General features: G+C 39.7%; 22 protein-coding genes. 10 read left to right on the top strand and 12 right to left on the bottom strand.

The genetic code is table 11. The annotated features are described in order from the left end of the window. Positions 1 to 256 precede the first annotated feature (256 nt). Entirely contained in the window at positions 257 to 712 is a 456-nt protein-coding gene (locus tag ACOQOA_RS16100; RefSeq protein ID WP_420549620.1) for a MerR family transcriptional regulator, read from the bottom strand. Positions 713 to 813: 101 nt separating this feature from the next. On the opposite strand from ACOQOA_RS16100, the gene ACOQOA_RS16095 reads away from it, so the two are divergent. The 5 genes from ACOQOA_RS16095 (at position 814) to lspA (ending at position 3621) form a co-directional block, all read left to right on the top strand. Next, positions 814 to 1449 (top strand): cation transporter, encoded by a 636-nt coding sequence (locus ACOQOA_RS16095; protein WP_420549619.1) that lies wholly within the window; start codon positions 814 to 816, stop codon positions 1447 to 1449. Between the two features lie 12 nt (positions 1450 to 1461). Beyond that, a complete protein-coding gene (locus tag ACOQOA_RS16090; RefSeq protein WP_420550118.1) occupies positions 1462 to 1890 on the top strand; it encodes a disulfide bond formation protein B in 429 nt (142 codons plus the stop codon). Next, positions 1887 to 2537, top strand: coding sequence for a DsbA family protein (locus tag ACOQOA_RS16085; RefSeq protein ID WP_420549618.1), 651 nt, complete (start codon positions 1887 to 1889; stop codon positions 2535 to 2537). The genes ACOQOA_RS16090 and ACOQOA_RS16085 overlap by 4 nt, the downstream gene beginning before the upstream one ends. Positions 2538 to 2649: 112 nt before the next feature. After that, on the top strand, positions 2650 to 3114 hold the full coding sequence (locus tag ACOQOA_RS16080; RefSeq protein ID WP_420549617.1) for a copper chaperone PCu(A)C: 465 nt from the start codon (positions 2650 to 2652) through the stop codon (positions 3112 to 3114). Between the two features lie 21 nt (positions 3115 to 3135). Next, on the top strand, positions 3136 to 3621 hold the full coding sequence (lspA, locus tag ACOQOA_RS16075; RefSeq protein ID WP_420549616.1) for a signal peptidase II: 486 nt from the start codon (positions 3136 to 3138) through the stop codon (positions 3619 to 3621). Between the two features lie 13 nt (positions 3622 to 3634). Here the strand turns inward: lspA and ACOQOA_RS16070 are convergent, their stop codons facing one another. The 4 genes from ACOQOA_RS16070 to ACOQOA_RS16055 all read right to left on the bottom strand — a co-directional run bounded on the left by ACOQOA_RS16070 (position 3635) and on the right by ACOQOA_RS16055 (position 9967). Next, positions 3635 to 4201, bottom strand: a complete 567-nt coding sequence (locus ACOQOA_RS16070; RefSeq protein ID WP_420549615.1) for a DedA family protein — start codon at positions 4199 to 4201, stop codon at positions 3635 to 3637. Positions 4202 to 4397: 196 nt separating this feature from the next. Continuing rightward, entirely contained in the window at positions 4398 to 7550 is a 3153-nt protein-coding gene (locus ACOQOA_RS16065) for an efflux RND transporter permease subunit (RefSeq protein WP_420549614.1), read from the bottom strand. Next, positions 7547 to 9556 (bottom strand): efflux RND transporter periplasmic adaptor subunit, encoded by a 2010-nt coding sequence (locus tag ACOQOA_RS16060; RefSeq protein ID WP_420549613.1) that lies wholly within the window; start codon positions 9554 to 9556, stop codon positions 7547 to 7549. Before ACOQOA_RS16060 ends, ACOQOA_RS16065 begins: the two co-directional genes overlap by 4 nt. Before the next feature lie 30 nt (positions 9557 to 9586). After that, the gene (locus ACOQOA_RS16055; protein ID WP_420549612.1) at positions 9587 to 9967 is read right to left on the bottom strand and encodes a hypothetical protein; all 381 of its coding nucleotides are present in this window, start codon (positions 9965 to 9967) and stop codon (positions 9587 to 9589) included. Positions 9968 to 10200: 233 nt separating this feature from the next. Between ACOQOA_RS16055 and ACOQOA_RS16050 the strand changes: the two genes are divergently transcribed. Beyond that, complete coding sequence (locus tag ACOQOA_RS16050) at positions 10201 to 10668, top strand: PAS domain-containing protein (protein ID WP_420549611.1); 468 nt, start codon at positions 10201 to 10203, stop codon at positions 10666 to 10668. 105 nt (positions 10669 to 10773) lie between these two features. On the opposite strand, the gene ACOQOA_RS16045 is transcribed toward ACOQOA_RS16050, so the two are convergent. The 7 genes from ACOQOA_RS16045 to ACOQOA_RS16015 form a co-directional block, all read right to left on the bottom strand. Beyond that, positions 10774 to 13230: a heavy metal translocating P-type ATPase gene (locus tag ACOQOA_RS16045; protein ID WP_420549610.1), complete on the bottom strand. Its 2457-nt coding sequence runs from the start codon at positions 13228 to 13230 to the stop codon at positions 10774 to 10776. Between the two features lie 80 nt (positions 13231 to 13310). After that, complete coding sequence (locus ACOQOA_RS16040; protein ID WP_420549609.1) at positions 13311 to 14381, bottom strand: hypothetical protein; 1071 nt, start codon at positions 14379 to 14381, stop codon at positions 13311 to 13313. A 126-nt stretch (positions 14382 to 14507) separates the two neighbouring features. After that, positions 14508 to 14969 (bottom strand): pseudoazurin, encoded by a 462-nt coding sequence (locus ACOQOA_RS16035; RefSeq protein WP_420549608.1) that lies wholly within the window; start codon positions 14967 to 14969, stop codon positions 14508 to 14510. Positions 14970 to 15022: 53 nt separating this feature from the next. Beyond that, on the bottom strand, positions 15023 to 15748 hold the full coding sequence (locus ACOQOA_RS16030; RefSeq protein ID WP_420549607.1) for a copper resistance protein B: 726 nt from the start codon (positions 15746 to 15748) through the stop codon (positions 15023 to 15025). A gap of 12 nt (positions 15749 to 15760) precedes the next feature. Then, positions 15761 to 17515, bottom strand: coding sequence for a copper resistance system multicopper oxidase (locus tag ACOQOA_RS16025; RefSeq protein WP_420549606.1), 1755 nt, complete (start codon positions 17513 to 17515; stop codon positions 15761 to 15763). Between the two features lie 64 nt (positions 17516 to 17579). Then, positions 17580 to 18164, bottom strand: coding sequence for a cupredoxin domain-containing protein (locus ACOQOA_RS16020; RefSeq protein WP_420549605.1), 585 nt, complete (start codon positions 18162 to 18164; stop codon positions 17580 to 17582). Between the two features lie 99 nt (positions 18165 to 18263). Further along, positions 18264 to 18602 (bottom strand): hypothetical protein, encoded by a 339-nt coding sequence (locus tag ACOQOA_RS16015; protein ID WP_420549604.1) that lies wholly within the window; start codon positions 18600 to 18602, stop codon positions 18264 to 18266. 244 nt (positions 18603 to 18846) lie between these two features. On the opposite strand from ACOQOA_RS16015, the gene ACOQOA_RS16010 reads away from it, so the two are divergent. From ACOQOA_RS16010 to ACOQOA_RS15995, 4 genes are read left to right on the top strand one after another with little or no spacing between them, the layout of a single operon-like run. Continuing rightward, a complete protein-coding gene (locus ACOQOA_RS16010) occupies positions 18847 to 19170 on the top strand; it encodes a hypothetical protein (RefSeq protein ID WP_420549603.1) in 324 nt (107 codons plus the stop codon). Between the two features lie 43 nt (positions 19171 to 19213). After that, positions 19214 to 19777, top strand: coding sequence for a c-type cytochrome (locus tag ACOQOA_RS16005; protein WP_420549602.1), 564 nt, complete (start codon positions 19214 to 19216; stop codon positions 19775 to 19777). Positions 19778 to 19786: 9 nt separating this feature from the next. Then, positions 19787 to 20674 (top strand): c-type cytochrome, encoded by an 888-nt coding sequence (locus ACOQOA_RS16000; RefSeq protein WP_420549601.1) that lies wholly within the window; start codon positions 19787 to 19789, stop codon positions 20672 to 20674. An 11-nt stretch (positions 20675 to 20685) separates the two neighbouring features. Continuing rightward, positions 20686 to 21102 carry a c-type cytochrome gene (locus tag ACOQOA_RS15995; RefSeq protein WP_420549600.1) on the top strand — a complete coding sequence of 139 codons (417 nt, stop codon included), beginning with the start codon at positions 20686 to 20688 and terminating at the stop codon, positions 21100 to 21102. The last annotated feature ends 494 nt before the right edge of the window (positions 21103 to 21596 follow it).

Genomic DNA, 21596 nt, shown 5'->3' with positions numbered 1-21596 from the left:
AAAAGGCCGCCCTATAGGACGACCTTCTTACATATTGGTTGCGGGGGCCTGAACACACAGATAATTGACAGATCTTGATCAAAAAATCACCTGCAGTAAACCCTATAGGCTGAGTAAAAAGAATTACAAAACAATTAAATATCAAAGTAACCCAAGCACCGTTAATCTCTCTCATTACTGTATAGCTAAAACGGGTCCATATTTAACATAAATTGTTTTAGAAGACACATCTTTAAACAAAGAGTATAATTATTCCTTACAATTGAGATTGCGACTTATCTGCTGGATGCCTCTTGCTCAAACATTTGGAATGATCAGCCAAGACTTCAATAATTCGACATTCCTCTACATTTCCACCTTCGCATTCAGAAACCATTCGCTTTAATTCTCTTTCAATTGAACGCAATCGTGAAATCTTCTCTCTCACATTTACAAGATGTTCTTTTGCAATTGTATTTACCTGTTCACACGGTTGGGTTGGTTGATCGGAAAATGAAAGTAGCTGCCTAATATCATCTAAACTGAATCCCAATTCACGGCTATGGCGAATGAAAATCAGACGAATTGCCTGATCATCAGTATAGATGCGACGGTTACCGCTTGTACGTCTCGTATTTGTCAACAATCCGATTTTTTCGTAATGCCTGATCAATTGTACCGTACAACCAGCTTGTTCAGCTAAATCGCCAATAGAAAGTTCTTTTATTTTCATTAAAATTATCTCTTGCTCCTACAATGGTTGTAGATAGTAACATTGTAAAACAATTCAAGTCGACATTTTCATGAAAAGCCCATCTTGGGCAGGAGGTCTATATGAGTGCTGGTTGCTGTGGGCATAAAGCCGAATTCGATGGTGTTTCAGATGAATTCAAGCGGGCATTATGGCTCGTAATCGCAATAAATGGTTTAATGTTTATTGTAGAAATGTTTGCTGGCGCTTTTGCAGGGTCAAAAGCTTTGCAAGCAGATGCCCTTGATTTCTTCGGTGACACTATGACATATGCAATTAGTTTATATGTAATAGGCATGTCTTTAAAAGTTCGCGCAACAGCAGCCCTAATTAAAGGGGGCAGTCTTGCATTAATGGGGCTTTGGGTATTTGGGTCAACAGCATACCAAGTTCTGGTATTAGGCGTACCTTCAGCAACAGTTATGGGAGGTATTGGCGGACTCGCGCTTTTAGCAAACCTTGCAAGTGTAGTTCTTCTTATGCGTTTTAAAGACGGCGATGCAAATGTTCGATCAGTGTGGTTATGTAGTCGTAATGATGCCATTGGTAACATTGCAGTAATTGGCGCAGCAGGCGGTGTCTATCTTACAAACTCTGCGTGGCCCGACCTTGCAGTTGCCACCCTTATGGCAGGTCTTTTCCTTTGGTCAGCTGTCCAGATTGTTCAACAAGCTTGGAAAGAAATGCAGCATCAAACTATTCATGCATTTGAAAAATAAGTGTTGAAAATCATGTACCCTATCAAATTTCAATTACCAGCGCTGTATATTGCATGGTCAATTGCATTAGTTTCGACTCTCAGTGCTCTTTTTATCGGGGAAGTGATGGGAAAGTCGCCATGCATTCTCTGTTGGTACCAGCGAATTGCGATGTTTCCCTTAGCATTTATCCTTGGCCTCGCTTGTTTACAGTCTGATTACGCCGTAAGGCGATACGCGATTCCTTTGGCAGCAGCTGGTGGTGCGTTCGCTTTGTGGCATAGTTTGCTTTTTTTGGGTTTCATTCCTGAACCAATTCAGCCTTGCCTGCAAAGTGGGCCATCTTGCGCCGGTGACGATCAAGTTTTATTTGGCCTAGTTCCCCTGCCTTTTTTATCATTTCTTGCATTTATCAGCATTATTATTTTGCTTAGCTACCCTTTTAGAAAGAGAACCCTATGAACCGTCCAATCATAATCTTTATGACCGCAATAGTTGCTGTTGGAATTTTTATTGCTGGGGCACTAATCTATAATACATCAAGTAAAAAACAGGTGTCAGCTACATCCGCAGAAAATGAAACAACGCTAGTCAGAGAACACGCCCCAGTTATAGGCCCTGCAGATGCCCCTGTAACTATTGTGGAATTTTTCGACCCTGCATGTGAAGCTTGCCGAGCTTTTTATCCTTTAATTAAAGAAATTTTAGCTACTTTCGAAGGTAAGGTTCGTGTTGTAATTCGATATGCTTCTTTTCACCCACAATCAGAAGAAGCGATAAGACTGTTAGAAGCTGCACGTAAACAAGGCAAGTTTGAGGTTGTATTGGAGAGAATTCTTAACGTTCAACCAAAATGGGCGCCACATGGTCGTTCAGCTGATAACCTATGGACCCTTTTAGAAGATACAGGACTTGATATCGAACGAGCTAAACTTGATGCTACACATTCCAATATCAACGCCGTGCTTCACCAAGATACAACAGACATACAAACAATTGGGGTCCAGCAAACACCAACATTTTTTGTTAATGGGAAACCACTCCCATCATTCGGTGCAGAACAACTTTATATGCTTGTTCGTGATGAAGTGATCAACTCTCAAAATTAAGAAAACACAGTGTTAAAGCCACATGATTAGGTATTAAGTATCAAGTAGAATGCCTAATCTACAGCGAAAATTAACTTTATTCTGTAAAGAAGTTTATACGGAGGAAACATACGTGAAGTATCATGCAATTTTTACTTTGGCGTTAGTATTTGTTTTTGGGTCAGTTCCAAGTATCGCTCAGGATACTTGGTCGCTCAAAGAAATGGAAATCGAACAACCTTGGGCTAGGGCATCGATTGGCACAATCCGACCTACCGCGGCTTATATGAAAATTCACAATACAGGAACAGAAGAAGATAGATTGCTCTCTGTTAGTTCTCCATTATCAGAATTGGTTGAAGTTCATAGAACAAGTAAAAACAATGGCATGATGAGTATGGAACCTGCAGGGACAATTACTATTGCAGGTAAAAGTACAGTTGTATTGGCACCAGGTGAATTACATTTGATGCTGATGAAATTGAAAAGCCCACTAGTGAAAGGCGAGTTCACTCAAATCACCCTAAATTTTGAACGGGCTGGCACTGTAACGGTCACTGCACCAATTTATGGTGTAGGAACAACTATACCCAAATAAAAAAACATAGAGAGGGATAAAATGCATATCTTTAAATTCAAGCAACTATCATTAATCCTGTCGATTGGTATATTTGTTTTCCTTTTAGATCAAATCACAAAAATATTGATGATAGAGCTTCTGGGAAGTTTAACTGGCCGCATATCTATCACACCATTCTTCAATCTTGCACTTGGTTTTAATCGTGGAGTCAGCTTTGGCCTTTTAAATGATCTGGGCTCATTGGGACCAACTTTATTGTCCATATTAACTGTAATCATCATTTGCTTCTTAATAATTTGGCTTTTGAAAACCAATGTTATTTGGGAAAAGATCGCTTTATCAATGATTGTTGGCGGAGCATTTGGCAACTTAACAGACCGTATTCGGAACGGTGCAGTAACTGACTTCCTTGATTTTTACATTGGCACATACCATTGGCCAACCTTCAATGTGGCCGATATAGGCATTTGCATAGGTGCCGTCTCTCTTGTTGTGTGTTCTTTTCGTGCTGAAAATAGGTCTTAATTGTAAGAAATCATTAGGAATTAGCTTTGAAGTAGCGATTAAATAAATACCATATCGAAATAGCAAAACACAAAAAAAGCCCGATACTGATCATACCATAATAATCTTGAGCAAAATTTTCAGCGTATCTTCCCAGCATTGCTCCTGAACCAACAAGAATAAAAACCCAAAGTGTTGCTGATAAGGTATTCAACAAGAAGAACCTTTTATATTTCATGCTACTCATACCAACCGGAAATGCCCCAATAGTCCTCATTCCTTTAGGATATCTGTATAAGAACACATACCAACTGCCGTATTTATCCATTAACCGAATACCTGCTTCAATATACCTTCTCGTTTTCGGCCACCTATTTTGAATTGCTGTTGAGTGGTTTCTTCCTAAATAATAGCGAAGCTCATCTCCTAAGTAAGCACCCAAAAAACATGATAGAGTTACTGGTGCTAAAAGAAGTGTTTCTAATCCAACTAAAACACCAGCAAACAAAGGAAGCGCTCCGCTTTTTAGGAAGCAATATGCAAATAAAAGGAAATATACCAAAATCGAATTGATGCTTATCCAATTGAGCAGAGTTTCCATGATTATCCATACAAAACATTGAAAGATATGTTTACGCATTGGAGGTAATAAAAGATCACTACTCTTTTGGTTCTTTAGTTCAAAAATCAAAATGATACAGTTTATAGTGCCTTATGCCCAAAAAAACTTAAAATATAAGTCGAAACTACTTAGTACTTTGAGCATTCAAAAATTGATAATGTTATTTGTTCCACTTCTAACACTGTTCCTGCAATAATATCTCATTTGAAGAACGCAAACTCATACCCTTCCAGATCACAAAAACTGAAGGGATAACTAACAAGGTTAGTAAGGTTGCGGTTGCCATACCACCAATCATAGGAGCAGCAATTCTTTGCATAATCTCTGATCCAGTACCTTGTCCCATCATGATTGGGATAAGTCCGGCAAAAATAGTAGCAACAGTCATGATTTTAGGACGCAACCTTAACAGAGCTCCCTCAAACACAGCAAAATCTATATCTGCTTTGTTTAGAGAACGTCCTTCTTCTACTGCTAGTTTTCGTCTTTTTTCCCAAGAAATATTAAGGTAAAGCAACATAACTATAGCGGTTTCAACAGCCACGCCTGCAAGAGCAATGAAGCCAACTAGTACAGCCACGGAAATATCAAAATCCAACCACCAAATAAACCAGAAACCGCCTGCTAATGCGACTGGCAACGCCGCCAAAATTATGGCAACCTCGGTAATACGATTAAAGGCCATAAATAGCATCAAAGTAATAATCGCAATTGTTGCTGGTGCAACAACAAGAAGTTTTTCTTGTACCCTTTCAATATATTCATATTGCCCAGCCCAACTTAATGAATAACCAGGAGGTAAATCCACCTGTGTCTTCACGACTTGTTGAGCCTCAGCTACGTACCCACCTAGATCACGCCCGGCAATATCCACAAAGATAAAGCCTGTTCTTCTCGCATTTTCAGAGCGTATCATACCCGGACCATCAACAATTTTGATTTCAGTAATACTGCCTAAAGGAATATGAGCTCCACTTGGAGTTACAATAGGTAGTTCAGCCATTCGCTCTGGGCTATTTCTCCAATCAGCCGGATATCGCATATTAATTGGATATCGTTCAAGGCCTTCCACACTTTGTGAAATGTTTACACCTCCTATGGCTGTTTGGACAATATTTTGAACCTCATCAACACTGAGCTTGTATCGAGCTGCCTTTTCTCGATTAATATCTACCTCAATAAATCGTCCACCTACAGGTCGCTCAGCATATACACTTGCCGTTCCAGGCACTTGTAATATTGCTTTTTCAACATCCATAGCAACTGTCTCGATAACATTTAAATCAGGCCCCATAACCTTCAAACCAACCGGTGTCTTAATACCTGTTGCCAACATATCGATTCTGTTTTTAATAGGCTGTATCCATACATTGGTAACACCAGGAATTTGCACAAGAGCATCCAGTTCATCCCTAATGGATTTCATTGTACTGCCTTCTCGCCATTCCTCTTTTGGCTTCAGTTTGATAGTTGTTTCAATCATAGTCAGAGGGGCTGGGTCTGTTGCCGTATCCGCTCGGCCTAATTTGCCATGAACAGTTTCAACCTCTGGAATTGTAGCAATAAGCCTATCTGTTTGTTGAAGTACTTCTCTTGCTTTACCAATCGATACTCCAGGATAAAGTGAAGGCATATAAAGAAAGTCACCTTCATTTAAGGTTGGCATAAACTCCGTACCCACATTTTTTAGTGGGTATATGAGAGATAAAACCAAAGTAATCGCAATTCCTATTGTCAACCACGGCCAAGCTACAGCAGCATCAAGAAAAGGTTTGTATAAAATAATACAAGCCCGATTTAACGGATTCTTTTTCTCGGAAATAATTTTTCCGCGAACAAACCAGCCCATCAACACTGGGACTAGTGTAATAGATAAGATTGCTGCAGCTGCCATCGCATATGTTTTTGTATAAGCTAGTGGCTTAAACAACCGTCCTTCTTGTGCTTCCAGCACAAAAACAGGTAAAAAACTAACGGTGATAATCGCTAATGAATAAAACAAAGCTGGCCCGACCTCTTTCGCCGCCTCAGCAACAAGCAACCAATGTTTCGTTGCTTCGTCTTTTGTTTCATCCAACTTTCTATGTAGAGCCTCTATCATTACAATAGACGCATCCACCATTGCACCAATGGCAATGGCAATACCACCCAACGACATTATGTTAGCATTCACACCCTGTATTTTCATTATTACAAAAGCTGCGAGAATACCAAGAGGTAGCGACAAAACGATCACTAAGCTGGATCGTAAGTGGAGTAAAAATGCGCCGCAAACCAAGACGACGACGATAAACTCTTCTGTAAGTTTATCCTGAAGATTTTCAATAGCACGTTCAATAACGCCGGACCGATCATACGTCGTGACGATCTCCACACCTTCAGGAAGGCTGGTTTGTAATTCTTCAAGTTTATCCTGAACACCACGAATGACTTGTAAAGCATTACCAGCCCATCGCATGATAACAACACCACCAACGGCATCACCTTCACCATTTAATTCACTCACCCCACGTCGCATTTCGGGGCCAAAACGGATTTCAGCAACATCACCTAAGGTAATAGCTGCACCGCGTTCATTTACAATCAACGGTGCCTTTTTCAAATCCGTAATCTCATCGACATACCCTTTAGATCGAACCATGAATTCTGCTTCGGCCATCTCGATGACACTACCGCCTGTTTCACGATTAGATGTTTCAATGGCATCTCGAATTTGGGGTAAAGTAATATTAAATCCACGCAGCTTATTAGGATCGATGATGACTTGGTACTGTTTTACCATCCCACCGATTGTGGCAACTTCAGAGACACCTTCAACAGTTTGTAATTCGTATTTCAGCCACCAATCCTGTAAACTACGTAATTCGGCAATATCATGTTTGCCTGTACGGTCAATCAATGAGTATTGATAAACCCAACCAACCCCTGTTGCATCTGGACCTAGTTCTGGTACTACGCTCGCAGGTAAGCTTGTCTCAACCTGTGCGAGATACTCTAGAACCCTAGACCTAGCCCAATATAAATCCGTACCATCTTCAAAAACCACATAGACGTAACTGTCCCCGAAAAATGAGAAACCACGCACATCCAAAGCCCCTGGCACCGCCAACATGGCAGTCGTGATCGGATAAGTTACCTGATCTTCCACCACTTGTGGAGCTTGCCCAGGATAGCTTGACTTAATAATTACTTGTACATCCGAAAGATCGGGGATGGCATCTACTGCTGTTGTCTTAAGAGACCACAAACCCGCTGAAACTAGGAAAAGGCTTAAGACAGCTACAATTAGTTTATTCTTTAGTGAGATATCAATTATTTTAGAAATCATGATGCTTCCTCAAACTTTTTGAGTAAAAGAGAAAAATCATCCCGCCTTTCCAAATAAATTATTATTTCCTTGTTTAATGGAATTGTCTCTAGATCCAAACTTTCTGAAATAGAAAAATCCATCGTCATTCCCGGCATACCCATATCGGACAAGGGTCCATGTGTAATATTCGCCGTATTTGCTTGAATATCTAAATCATTCACCACACCAGTCGTCTGAATTAACCCTGCTGGCTCTGACATAGAGGAGTGCGTCATTGGTTCCATAGAAGCCATCTCCATCTTCTCACTATCTATTGGAACTTCATTTGTAGTAATGTTAGAAACCGCAAACATTCCATTTGCGTCTTTGACTAAATCAAATGAGATTTGTGTATCCAAAGGAATTTTAGACGGATCAACATTTGCGATATCAAGATCCATTGTCATAGACGGCCAACCTAATTCTGGAATTGGATCGTGGGAGATATTGATTTTACCTTCTGCGGTAACCGCATGGATAACACCAGTTCCTTCAGCCTCCACACCATTATCATCTCTGATTTCTTGAATTGATAAGAGATTGTCAGAACCTCTAACGACAGCAAACTGAACAGGTTGTCCAACTTCTAAGGATGCAAGATTTACTTCTTTAGAGAGTGCAAAGGTCGACTCCATCGAAGGCCAATCTAGCGACGTAATTTCTTCGTGATCAATGATAATAGTTCCATTTTTCTCATTTTTAGCAATGAGGATACCTTTGCCATTAGCCGGTACTTCTTTAGTAGGTGCCATTCGAAGCATCCCACCACTAAGGGAACTTTCGCTATCAATTAAGAACTGTGCAGAAGTAACAACCTCCTCACCCAACTGCAGCCCTTGGAGAATTTCAGTTCTGGTATTATCACCAAAACTCTCACGCATACCAGTTGTAACAAGACGAGGACGAAATGTACCTTCACCCGTTTTAAGAATAATGCGCTCTGCTCGGCCAGTTCTGATTACTGCCTCAGCAGGAACAGTGATTGCTCTGCGGCTCTTATCCGAAATAAGTTTTACTGCTCCAAACATATTTGGTTTAAGAGAGCCATCAGAGTTCTTAAATTTGAGTCGAACAGGTAATGTGCGTGTCATCGCATCAAGTTCTGGATAGATATAATCAACCTCACCGACAAATTCCTGCCCCGGCATATGGTCGAATTTTGCTTTAGCTATCATCGTTTTTGAGATTTTTTGTATATCTCTTTCAAAAACATCAACTAACAACCATACACTGGACAAATCAGTAAGTGATAGGGCTCTAATATCCGGTCTTAAATACATTCCTTCCACTGCGGTTAGATCTGTAATTATTCCATCTTGTGGCGCGTATACTTCAAGATATTCAGCCGGCTCAGGTGCACTAGCCATCCTTTTAATCTGCGATTTGGAAACACCATAGTTTTTTAGTTTACGAGTTGCTGCATCAATTTCCCTTGAAGACTTTCTTTTCACACCACGTATCAATTCAGAGCTAGCAATAGTAATTTCCGGTGCGTATAGTTTAAAAAGTAAATCACCCTTTTTAACTTTATCTCCGACAGAACCAATTTTGAGTTCTTCGATCCAACCTTCCACACGCAAATGAACATGACTAGTTTTATGTTCATCAAAACCAATGAAACCCACAGTTTCAATTTCTGTTGAAATCTGTTCTACGCGGGCTGTAGCGGTTCTAACTCCAATAGCATTAATTTCTCTGGCATCGATTTGAATTTCTTCCGGATCAACACTACCTTGATCACCTTCAAAAACAGGAACTAAATCCATACCCATAGGCGATTTACCTGGGCCATCTTTACGGAAATTTGGATCCATTGGTGCAACCCAATACAAAATCTCAGGCCCTTCAGCCATTTCCATATTGTCAGAAAGTACAAATCTTTCCGTATAAATTCCCGCAGATACGCCGATAACCGCAGCCAATACGGCTAATGCAAAATACCGTCCTTGCATAATTTTAACCTCAAAAAACAAAATATTAATCAATCAAAGAGCCAACATGCTCACATAGAAAGATCAGGCTTTTGGAGGTTGGAATAGTTTGGAGGAAAAAACTGAGGAAAGTTGTTTAGGCAGCAATGAGCTATAAGTAAATCGATGTCCAACATCTTTCGCATTCGACATCATAATAGGCACAATCACTGGGGAAAACTGGCAGGTCTGCATGTTGTTACAAGACAACATATCCATCGGGCAATCGCTGGGCTGGCATAGGGAATGTGAAAAAAGAGGATCATCTGAAACCTCATGGTTTATACCCCCATTCATATGTTCAGGAGCATTAAAACCGCTTGAAGCTACACTACTTTCATTTCCCATAAGATTTTCATTCGCCAACCCCACATTTGTGAGAGCGATTATAAAAATCAAGAATGAAGCAAAAAAGCGACGCATCATTTTCCAAATTCGCATTGACTGTTAACACAACACCAATATTTCGATTTTAACTAATTGATGAAGTCATCCCGAAATACAAGCATGAAATAGAACCTATTCCTCAAAATCTTCACTTTCAACTCACGATTACGTTAATGTGAATCGCCCACCCAGTTGAAAAACCCTAACCAATCAGCTAGGTTTCCTTCCATTAATTGACTATTGCCTTACAGGGCTTGAGCTTGCACAGAGAAATGACAACAATTTCCTCACATAAAATTACTGACAAATCCTTTTTGTCTCATTGCGATGCTCAATTAACTGCTGTTTTTCACTGGTGGGAAGAATTACCTCGAAATTCGTCGATACCACACAAAAACCAAATATCGCCTTTTGATTTAAAACCATTCTTACCCTTGATCACGATGGTGGATGTGTCAGGCTCATCAAAAGAATGGTTTTATAGATTAGTAGGAACTGGCGAAGTGGAACATCGGGGACGCGATGTAACCAAACTTACCGTGCATGATAATTTTCATGGCGATGAGTGGCACGATGTCTTGGAGACATACCAATACATCATTGACAACATGTGCCATATCTATGACCCATCAAATGTGCCTAATAACTGGGGCGGTCGAACAGAAGATGAGACTTTGTTTCTACCATTTGTTGATAACCAAAATAACGTCAGCACGATATTATTAATCTCAGTTAATTAACGATTTCATACACTCACTTTCGAAACATGTTATTCGTTCAAAGTTCATACGTTCAAATACTGGCGTAGATTAGTAAACTGAATCTAAAAAACTATTTATCTACACTCAGTTAAACGCATAGGACTTCACCCATCGCAATCTCAAAGCATTTGTTACAACAAACACGCTGGATAAAGCCATTGCACCGGCAGCAAGTATTGGTGATAGCATTATACCATTTATTGGATAAAGCACGCCTGCTGCAACGGGGATTAACAACACATTATAGCCAAACGCCCAGAATAAGTTTTGCTTAATATTTGCCATTGTTTTTTGACTGATATTTATCGCATTTGTAACAGCTCTTAAATCACCAGACATTAAGACCAAATCGGCAGATTCGATAGCGACATCAGTACCAGTACCAATCGCAATTCCAACATTTGCAGTCACTAAGGCTGGCGCATCATTAATGCCATCCCCAACATAAGTGACATGTGAAAATGATTTCTGTAGTTCCTGAATCGCTTTTACTTTACCTTCAGGTAAAACTTCAGCAACAACAGTATCAATACCAAGTTTATCCGCAATTACTTGAGCAGTTTTATGGTTGTCGCCAGTAATCATCGCAACATGCATACCCATATCATGCAATACAGACAAGGCTATTGAGGTTGTTTCCTTTATTGGATCAGAAACGGCAAGCACTGCGGCTAGCTGGCCGTCAATTGCTGCATAAATTGGTGTCTTACCTTCCTGTGCTAATCCTGCACATATTTCCTCAAAGATATCGATAGAGATACCCTCACGTTGCATGTACCGGTCTGCACCAATCATTACAAAATGATCACCAATATTGGCCTTTACGCCAAAACCTATCTCTGCTTCAAAATCCTTTACTTTACTTAACTGTAATTTCTTCTCACTTGCAGCTTTCACAATCGCTAGTGCAATCGGATGTTCAGAAGTTTTTTCTACCGATGCAACAATTGCCAAAACTTCATCAAGATCAAAATCTTCAACAACATTGATATCAGTTAAGCTTGGTTCTCCCTTCGTCAGGGTACCAGTTTTATCTAATGCAATAACTTGAGTTTCTTGTAGTGCTTGTAATGCATCACCTTTTCTAAATAAAACGCCCATTTCAGCCGCCCTACCAGTACCAACCATAATTGACGTAGGTGTCGCCAACCCCATAGCACAGGGACACGCAATAATTAAAACCGACACTGCGGCAATCAATGCAAAGCTAAGAGCAGGGTCTGGGCCCAAGAGTAACCATGTAATCATCGTTAATAGTGCTAAAACCAAAACAGCAGGTACAAACCATGAGGTAATTCTATCAATCATTCCTTGAATTGGTAACTTTGCCCCCTGCGCATCCTCAACCATTTGAATGATTTGGGCTAGCATCGTCTCTTCACCGACCTTAGTTGCTTTAAATACCAGCACGCCATTACCATTGATAGTACCGCCTACGACTTCAGATTTCGCAGTTTTTTCCACTGGAATAGGTTCACCAGTGATCATACTTTCGTCTACAAACGAAATTCCTTCTTTTACAATACCGTCAACGGGGATTTTTTGCCCTGGCTTAACATGCACAATATCGCCTTGTGAGATATCGCCCACATCAACCTCGATAATATCTCCATCTCGTTCAATCCATGCTACTGTGGCTTTTAAACCTATTAGTTTTTGAATAGCTTCACCGGTTTGCCCTTTTGCTCTGGCTTCAAGAAAACGTCCCAATAAAATCAGAACGATGATGACGACTGCTGCTTCATAGTAAACATTTGCAGTGCCTTCAGGTAACCAAAACGGGACAAAAGTGGATATAAGCGAATATCCAAATGCCGCAGTCGTTCCTAAGGCCACCAAAGAATTCATATCAGGAGCCTTACGTATTAGAGCTGGAAACCCTTTTATATAAAAATCTCGGCCAGGGAATGCCATTACAATGGATGTTAACAACAGCTGAAAGAGATAACTGTTCGTTTGACCGACATGTTTCATTATCCACATATGAAAATCAGGAAAAATATGGCCACCCATTTCAATAATAAACACGGGAAATGCTAATGAAGCAGCCAACATCATATTAAGTCTGATACGCTGTATTTCATTCTGCTTCTTTTCTCTTGCCTGTAACTGGGCTTGAGCCTTGAATGTCGCCGGATAACCGATATCTGTAACAACCGTTGCTATATCTTTGTCGGAGGTAATGCCTAGAACATATTCGACCTTAACAATTTCCGTTGCCAAATTGGCTTGAGCCGAGACCACGCCTTCATAATTTAAAAGTGCTTTTTCAATCTTCCCAACACAAGACGCACAACTCATCCCATCCACAGATAAATCCACCATCCGTTTTCCTGCAGGATAACCAGCCTCTTGCAATGAATTAACAAGTGCAAAAACATTTCCTGAAGCATCAAACGTTACAGAAGCCTTTTCTGTTGCAAGATTTACTGATGCCTCTAATACACCAGGTGTTTCTTTTAACGCGGTTTGGGCGCGGCCAACACAACCTGCACATGACAAGCCTTCAATTGGAAAAGAAACTTTACTGAGATTAGTCATATCACACCTCTTTAATCCTTAAATTAAAGCCACCATACAGGTTCCAGTTACTGGAAGGTCAAGACCCAAATTATCATATTCTAGACGTTCAAATAATGTCGTAGATCCACGTATCGAACCTTCACATCCTCGTATCTTTGATAATATTGAAGAAGTTCTTTGATGGGTGATGACAGGTCTTTATAGGCCGCAATAGCCGCGATTAATGTGCCTAGGGAAATTCTACCCTCAATAACCAAAACACCTCCGACTGAATAGAAAAAGAATGGTGTAATGCTTATCAAAAAGTTATTTAGTGCCTTTAGAAAGAATTTCTTGCGATATAGTTCTAATCGAATGGATTGCAATTTGCGCAAAGAAAAAAACTGTTCCCGCATCTTACCTTTTTCAGGCAATAGCTCACTTAGATGCCTCACTTCTTTGACCCGTTTTCTCGCTAGAATATTTACCTTCTTTTGCAAACGAGGAATCAGAAATATCTGTAAGGGTAACATTGATATTGCAGCTAAAGCCAAGATCATATCTTGCATGAGAAAGAATAAGAATATGGTCAACAAGGTGCCACCTTGAACCAAAGGTATCGATATAATATCGGCGGCAAATCCCCCAATTGGCTCCACTTCTTGTGAGATCATTGGGATCATCGCGTTTGAATTTTTATTTAAGTTTTCTTCTTTCCTATATTGCCGAATAACCGAAAGCCTTAAACGTCTGATCACTCGTTCTGCTAAACCACCTTTATAGGTATTAATAATAAACTTAACCAATCCATTTCCCAATATCAGGATGAGATATCCGATACTTAACAGAAATAGGAATTCAATTTTTTCAATTGTGAACTTCCCCCATTCTAATGGAAAATGTTCCGCAATAATGGCATGGTTAATAATTAATTTGGGTAATTCTAACGTCCCATAATAGATTGGTAAGGCTATTAACGCTAAGAAAGTAACAACTATTTGTCCTCGTTTCGTATATTTCACAAGATAGCGGCTAACATATTTTGGCCATCCTATTGAACAGCCTTTTACACGATCTTTTAGTTCAACATTTTCTATATGTGCTACTTTTTGACGATAAAGATTAACAAATGTAAGACCTAACAACATCAATAGGGATAAAGGCACAAATGTCATTGAAGTATGCATCACAAAATGAAACCACCAATGATTTGCCCCAAATGTAGCTACAAAAAGCTCTTTGAAAAAATCGTGATATGAGTAAATAAATTCCATGTAATCGAAGAGGACCGATCAATCGGCCCTCTATACTCCGTATCAAAGTTGGGAAATTAACTGTTCTAGTTTAGATTTAGCTTTCTTCGGCAATTTAACCTTTGACAAATCAACCTTGGAATCGATCTCTTCTCCAACAACAATTATTGCAACCATGCCTGCAGCAGCATGTGGTGTGCATTTGACCCCATAGATTCCAGGAACCGAAAAGGTAACTTCCGCTTCTTTGTTATAAGGCGTCTTAAATTTTGTCGCTTGATCTGGTGCTAAAGCTTTAATTGAAGCAGCATTATGTCCTTTCGTTGTCGGTTCAAAAACTATCGTATCACCTACAGAAATTCTGATAATTTCTTCGTTGAAAACAAATTTTTCTGAACCACGCTCATTCAGCATCTGCACATGATAAGGACTTGATGCCTGTGCAGATGATAAAGTTGCAATTCCAACAATGAATGAAACACATAACGCAATACAAAGCAGATGTAATAAATGCCTTTTATTCATAATGACCTCCATAAGAGAAAGCCCCCTGCCGTAAACGACAGAGAGCTTGTATATTAAAAGACAAATCGGGACCCAAATACTAAAGCCCAAGCTTCGGAATCTTCACCTTCATCTAACGCTAAATCCTTTGTATTACCGTATTTTCGTTCATGTACGACGCCGACATAAGGAGAGAATGAACGATCAATCACATCATAACTCAGACGTAATCCAAGTTCGGATGAGGATAAACCAGATCCAACACCAACTTCTTCATCATCACTAAATGCAAAATCCACATCCAGTGAAGGTGTTAAAATCAATCGATTGGTGAGCAACAATTCATACTCAACATCCAAGCGAACAGATGTATCGCCTTTTTCACTCAAGAAGAAATCGGCATCAACTTCAAACCATTGAGGGGCCAAGCCTGTTACACCCAATACGCCATAATAACGATCTTCACCTTCTGGCGTATCCGCGCGTAAGCCAACTTTGGCATCAAAGAAATCCGAGATAGGAGTTTGTAAAACCACACGGTTTTCTAACCCTTCCTGTATCCCATCATTTGTATCAATTTCACCTTCAGATAACCAACGTAGCTTGAGTTCATCTGTCCCATAGAATACATCCGTATTCCAAACAAAGAGACGCTCTCCTTCGTCACCAAAACGATATTCAGCTTCTTCCACCTGAGCGCCATAATATGTTTCAGCCTCAATTTCTGCATATGCTGGTGTAATTGAAACTAATGTAGCACCAAGAATACAGGCACCTAAGATATTATTCTGATATTTCATACCTCTATCCTCTTAAAGATTGTTTTCAAGTTGAAGAGTGACTTGTTCGTCTTTTTCCACCACAACACGGCGGAACATTCCTGCGGAGGCATGATAAGAAAGATGACAATGGAATGCCCATTCACCCTCGGCATCTACTTCTGTTTCCATGTAAACGGTTGTGCCAGGGGCAATGCTAATTGTGTGTTTTACAGGGTTCCATTTTCCGGCACCCACATCCAGAATGGACCACATCCCATGTAAATGCATTGGATGAGACATCATGGTTTCATTTACGAATTTAAAGCGTACACGCTCACCAAAGTTAAGCTTAATTTCTTCTTCATCTTCGTATTTCTTGCCATTAATGGACCAAACATAGCGCTCCATATTCCCTGTTAAACGCAACTCAATCTCTCTCGTCGCTTCACGGTATTCATATAGAGGCTTTTGGGCTTTCAAATCTGAATAAGACAGGAATTTTCCACCATTGGAAGCTTTAGGCATAATGCCACTACCTTGCGCGTAGAATGGATCAACAGCATCCGTTGCTTTTGGCATGGTATGACCCATCGCAGCATGATCAACTTCCTGAGACATGTTGTTATGTGCTGAATGATCTTCTTCATCAGCTTTTGCCATCATATCGCCATGTCCCATCGCAGCGTGATCTACACCTGAATCATTAGACATAGAAGAATGATCCATACCAGACATATTGGCATGATTCATTCCCATATCAGCCATCGTTAATAATGGGCGTTCTTCCAATTCAGGAACTTCTGCAGACATCCCTTCTTTGGTTGCCAAGGTGCCACGCCCATATGCGGAACGGCCCATGGAAGCCGCAAAAATTGTATAGGCCTTATCCTCTTTTGGTTGAACGATAACATCATAGGTTTCTGCAACAGCAATTCGGAATTCATCCACTTTAACAGGCTGTACGTTATTTCCATCAGCTGCGACGACGGTCATTTCCAACCCTGGAATTTTGATATCAAAATAGGTCATTGCAGATGAATTGATGAAGCGCAAACGTACCCGTTCGCCTGGTTTAAATAACCCTGTCCAGTTACCTGCGGCACTTTTACCATTAATCAAAGGGGTAAAACCCTGAAGATCTTCGACATCTGCAGGCATCATGCGCATATCGCCCCATGCCATACGATCATTCACCGTATCGGCAAGGCCGTTTTCATCTGCGTCGTTAAAGAAATCAAATAGGGTTTGTTGTTGTCGGTTATAGTAATCAGGCATCATTTTCAGATTACGCATAATACGATCACCTGAATGCGGATGCTTATCCGTCAACTGAACGACATATTCTCGATCATATTTAAATGGCTCGCGGTCCTTAGGTTCAATAACAATTGCCCCATATGCCCCATCTGGCTCTTGGAACCCTGAATGGCTGTGGAACCAGTATGTACCGGACTGCACGATTGGGAAATTATATGTAAATGTTTCACCTGGTTTAATGCCATCAAAAGAAATCCCAGGGACCCCATCTTCTTGATAGGGAAGGATCAAACCATGCCAGTGAATGGATGTATCTTCAGTAAGGTTATTTGTGACATTGATTGTAACATCTTCACCTTCTTTAAACCGCAGAACGGGACCAGGAGATGAACCATTATATCCAATACCGTCTTTGACGAAGTCACCTGTATCAATTTTTACCTTATCAACAGTAATATTATATGTTTCGGCATGTGCCGCCGAAGCGAAAAGGCCAGCTAACGTCATAAGCGCAGCAGCACTATTTCTTTTAAAAGAAAACGATTTCATTTTTATTCTCGCATTTTTAATGAATGGTCTTTGAGGAAGAGACATGCCCTTCCTCTCACTACGCTTAAGAGTGATGTTCTTTTTTCATGTGAACAGGCCCCATCATTCCAGACTCATAATGTCCTGGAATATTACAAGCGAACTGAAGTTCAGATGCTTCATTAAACTTCCAGATAATTTCACCTGATTGACCCGGTTCCAACAGAACACTATTTGCGTCGTTATGAGCCATACCACCATGCCCCATATCCATATTCATCATAGAGTGATTGATTTTATCAGGCTCAATCATTCCATGTGCCATCATGGTTGCCATTTCATCTTGATGTTTTGCATGCATGGACGCGGTGCCAATATTAAATTCATGCAATAAATCACCATTGTTTTTCACAACAAATCGAACTGTCTGACCTGCCTGAACCTCGATTTCCTCAGGCTCATAATAGTTGTCATACATTGTAACTTCGATTGTTTTACTAACTTCTGTTAAGTCGCCTGGCTCCCCAAAGGACATTTGCGACATATGGCTATCACCATGTTCATCATTACTGTGGCTTTCTGTACTCGCATAAGCAATTGCAGCAGATAACGCCAAGGAAGAAGCCAATGATACGGCCACGATTTTTTTAGTAAAAAGAGTATTCAACACGTTTTTCTCCATAGATAAATTTGAAGAACTCCCAACATTGGGAATCCAGTTTCAAGGGGAGAGATCGCACGTAAGCCGCAAATGCAGCTTTCTACGCGCTTAAACGTGTCTTGGAGGTCGGTTTAGATTTGAAAGATCGGCATCAACTAACATCTGGAAGAATTTTACATATTCTTCTTTATCGTTTGATGCATCTTGTAGGATATTAAAATCAAATAATGCCAAGGCATGGCACTGAAAAGTCATACATTCCAAGTCATGCATATCATGATTGGTGGAATGATTTTTTGTAATTTCGTGATTTTCTGCATGATGATCGATTTCAACTTGCACAGAAACATCTGAGCCATAAAATGCATTCATGCTCTTTTCATGTGCATTTGCATTCGTAGAAATTAATCCTAACAAAACGATGGAAGCAATAATCAATGCACCCATTACCTTATTCAGGTGGGTGTAAAATGATTTATATGTCCATGTGTTTTGCATGCGCTAAAACTAATATCCGTTGAAAGAAGATTAAACTTCGTATTTGCCGGATATATATTTTCTAATTTTTAATTTCAAGAGGCTTTATCAAAAAAATTTAATGTTTCTGGCAAAAGAAGAAATCGACATTTTCCTAAAACATATATATTCTAAAGCGAACCTTTCAGGTGATTTTGTTAACTAAAGAAATGTCATGAAGTTATTTCTAAAAGCTTTAATATGCGCAGCCTTCCTGATTTCAGGGAATGTTTATGCCCATGATGACTCACCTCATATTGAAGGTGAGAACAATCATGAACACGCGCATTCTCATGATGTTTCACATGCACATTTCAACGAAAGTGAAAATATAGATAACACTGCAGGTTTGATCCATTGTGGCGCGAATAATATCATGAATATTGTTGAACAACCTGTCGATATTGTTTTGAAACTCACTACCTTAAGACAAGCAGATGGCACATATGCAATGTTCGGCATTGATACTCTGCGGGATACTCCTCCACCCAAAGCATAGTTCCTTTATCAAATTACACAATTTTATATAAGGAACTTCTAAAATGAAAAAAGTTATCGCTGCCACAACTGTGGTATCAGCACTATTTGTCGCAACTGCATTTGGACATGGAGGTGCAACAGGCGTTGTAAAAGAACGCATGGATTTAATGGGTAATCTAAAATCTGCGATCAAAATTCTGGTCCCAATGATGAAGGGTGATCAAGAATACGATATTGAGAAAGTCATTACCCAAAGCAAAATCATTCAAGAAAACTCAGGTATACATATGACCAAAGGTTTTCCTAAAGACAGCATTCATGGTCCAAGTGAAGCTAAAGAAGAAATCTGGAGCAATTGGGACGATTTCCAGAAAATTGCAAATGACCTAAATAAATTAGCAATCGGCTTAGAAAAAGCAGCTGCCAACCCATTTCATAAGAAAGGTCAGATGATGAACAATAGTTCAATGATGGGCCAATCCATGATGCAAATGGGGCAAGGAAATATGGCAGACAATATGAACTTGGATGACATGCCTTTAGATCAAATGCCGCCAAATGGTGTTTTTAAAATGATCACTCAAAACTGTTCTGCTTGTCATACAAAATACAGAATTGAAAACTAGAGATCACAAATGAAAAAAGCATTATTTGCTGGTGTCTTTGCCCTCGCGTTAGCGGGGGCAGGATATCTTGGAATCTCTGCTTGGCATATTGGCCAGCCAGAAGGAGTCTCTTCACTAGAAGGAAATATTTCAAATGGTGTCTATCTGGCCCAGGTTTCTGGGTGCATTGCTTGCCATACGGCAAAAGGAAGCACTGAAATCCTTGCAGGTGGGCATAAATTAGAAACAGATTTTGGTACCTTTTATTCCCCAAACCTCACGATGAGCAAGGTAAATGGAATTGGCGATTGGACAATTTCTGATTTTTCTAAAGCTTTAAGACAAGGTATTTCGCCGGAAGGAAAACCGTATTACCCAGCATTCCCATATGATTTTTACGCAAAGTTTTCTGATCAAGAAATCGCCGATTTATGGGCTGCTTTTAATACTGTTCCTGCAAATGAAATTCCGTCCAAAGATCACGACCTGTATTTTCCATTCAACATAAGAGATGGATTAAAATTATGGCGTGCTGCTTTCTTAGATTTTCCTAAGCGTGAAAATATTACTGCCAAGTCAGATGAATGGAACCGAGGAAAATATCTTGTTGATGGCCCCTTACATTGCGGGGCATGTCACACAGATCGCAACTTGGCTGGCGCCCGAAAGAAGTCAGCATACCTTTCCGGGGCTTCAAGATTACCTGATGGCGGGAAATCTCCCTCAATCACATCAGAGGCTTTGAAAGCTAACGGATGGGATAAATCATCCATCATATACGCCTTACAGTCGGGGATATTACCTGATGGAGATGCATTTGGCGGATCAATGGGGGAAGTCGTGCAATTTGGAACATCCAATCTTACTCAGGAAGATTTAAATGCAATTGCTGTCTATCTTCTTGATATGAATTCTTAAGGATTAAAATCATGAAGAATCTTAAAGGTAAAATTATACCATTATCTATCATAGCAATAGTGCTTGTTGGAGGTGGTATTCTGGGTTCAAAAATTATCTCAAATTTGATGCCATCATCTCATGAAAAATTAGTCGACATGCCCTTATCAGAATTAGCAATAGCAGGGAAGCAAGCATATGACGATACTTGTATGGCATGTCATGGCAAAAATGCAGAAGGAACTATGGCTGGCCCAACATTTATCCATAAAGTGTATCATCCAGGCCATCACAATGACGGCTCATTCGTACGTGCTGTGAAAATGGGGGTAAGACAACATCACTGGCCATTTGGCGATATGCCTGCACAACCTCATGTAACCGATGAAGAAATACGCGCTATCATTCAGTATGTAAGAGAACTTCAAAAAGCCAATAACATATACTAATATAAATTTGAGCAGGTCACTATCCTGCTCAAATTTTAATTACTAGAATTTAACTCGATAGTTTTAATGCTCAAGTTAGCTGGAGGAAATTTATCAAACCATTTATAATCACTTAAGCTAAAGCAATGTTTCCTCATTTTTAAAAATACCAAATGTATCATTTTAACTAAGCCGCGTACAATCAAGAAAAGAAACTTAAACACAAGATTTCCAAGAGCTTTGTCGTGACTTTTGTCAAAACTAGTTGATGTATAAAAAACATAATAAAATCACTCTTAATAAATTTTTTTTTTGATTAAAAATTATAGATGCACCCGTATTCGAGTTTTTAGAAATTCACTATTCATATATTACTTCTTCAACTCATTAATATATCCATTCTCTTTATACAGGGAGACAGAAGGACTATACTAAGAGGCATTGATAGTAATAGGACTAAAATTTTCTATACATTCTATTTCATATAGAGATAATTAGGTGAAACACATATTTTT

Origin of the sequence: Curvivirga sp., from assembly GCF_965219885.1 — a bacterium.
Taxonomy (GTDB): Bacteria; Pseudomonadota; Alphaproteobacteria; order UBA8366; family Aestuariispiraceae; genus Curvivirga.
This window is presented reverse-complemented; position numbering and strand designations above follow the sequence as displayed.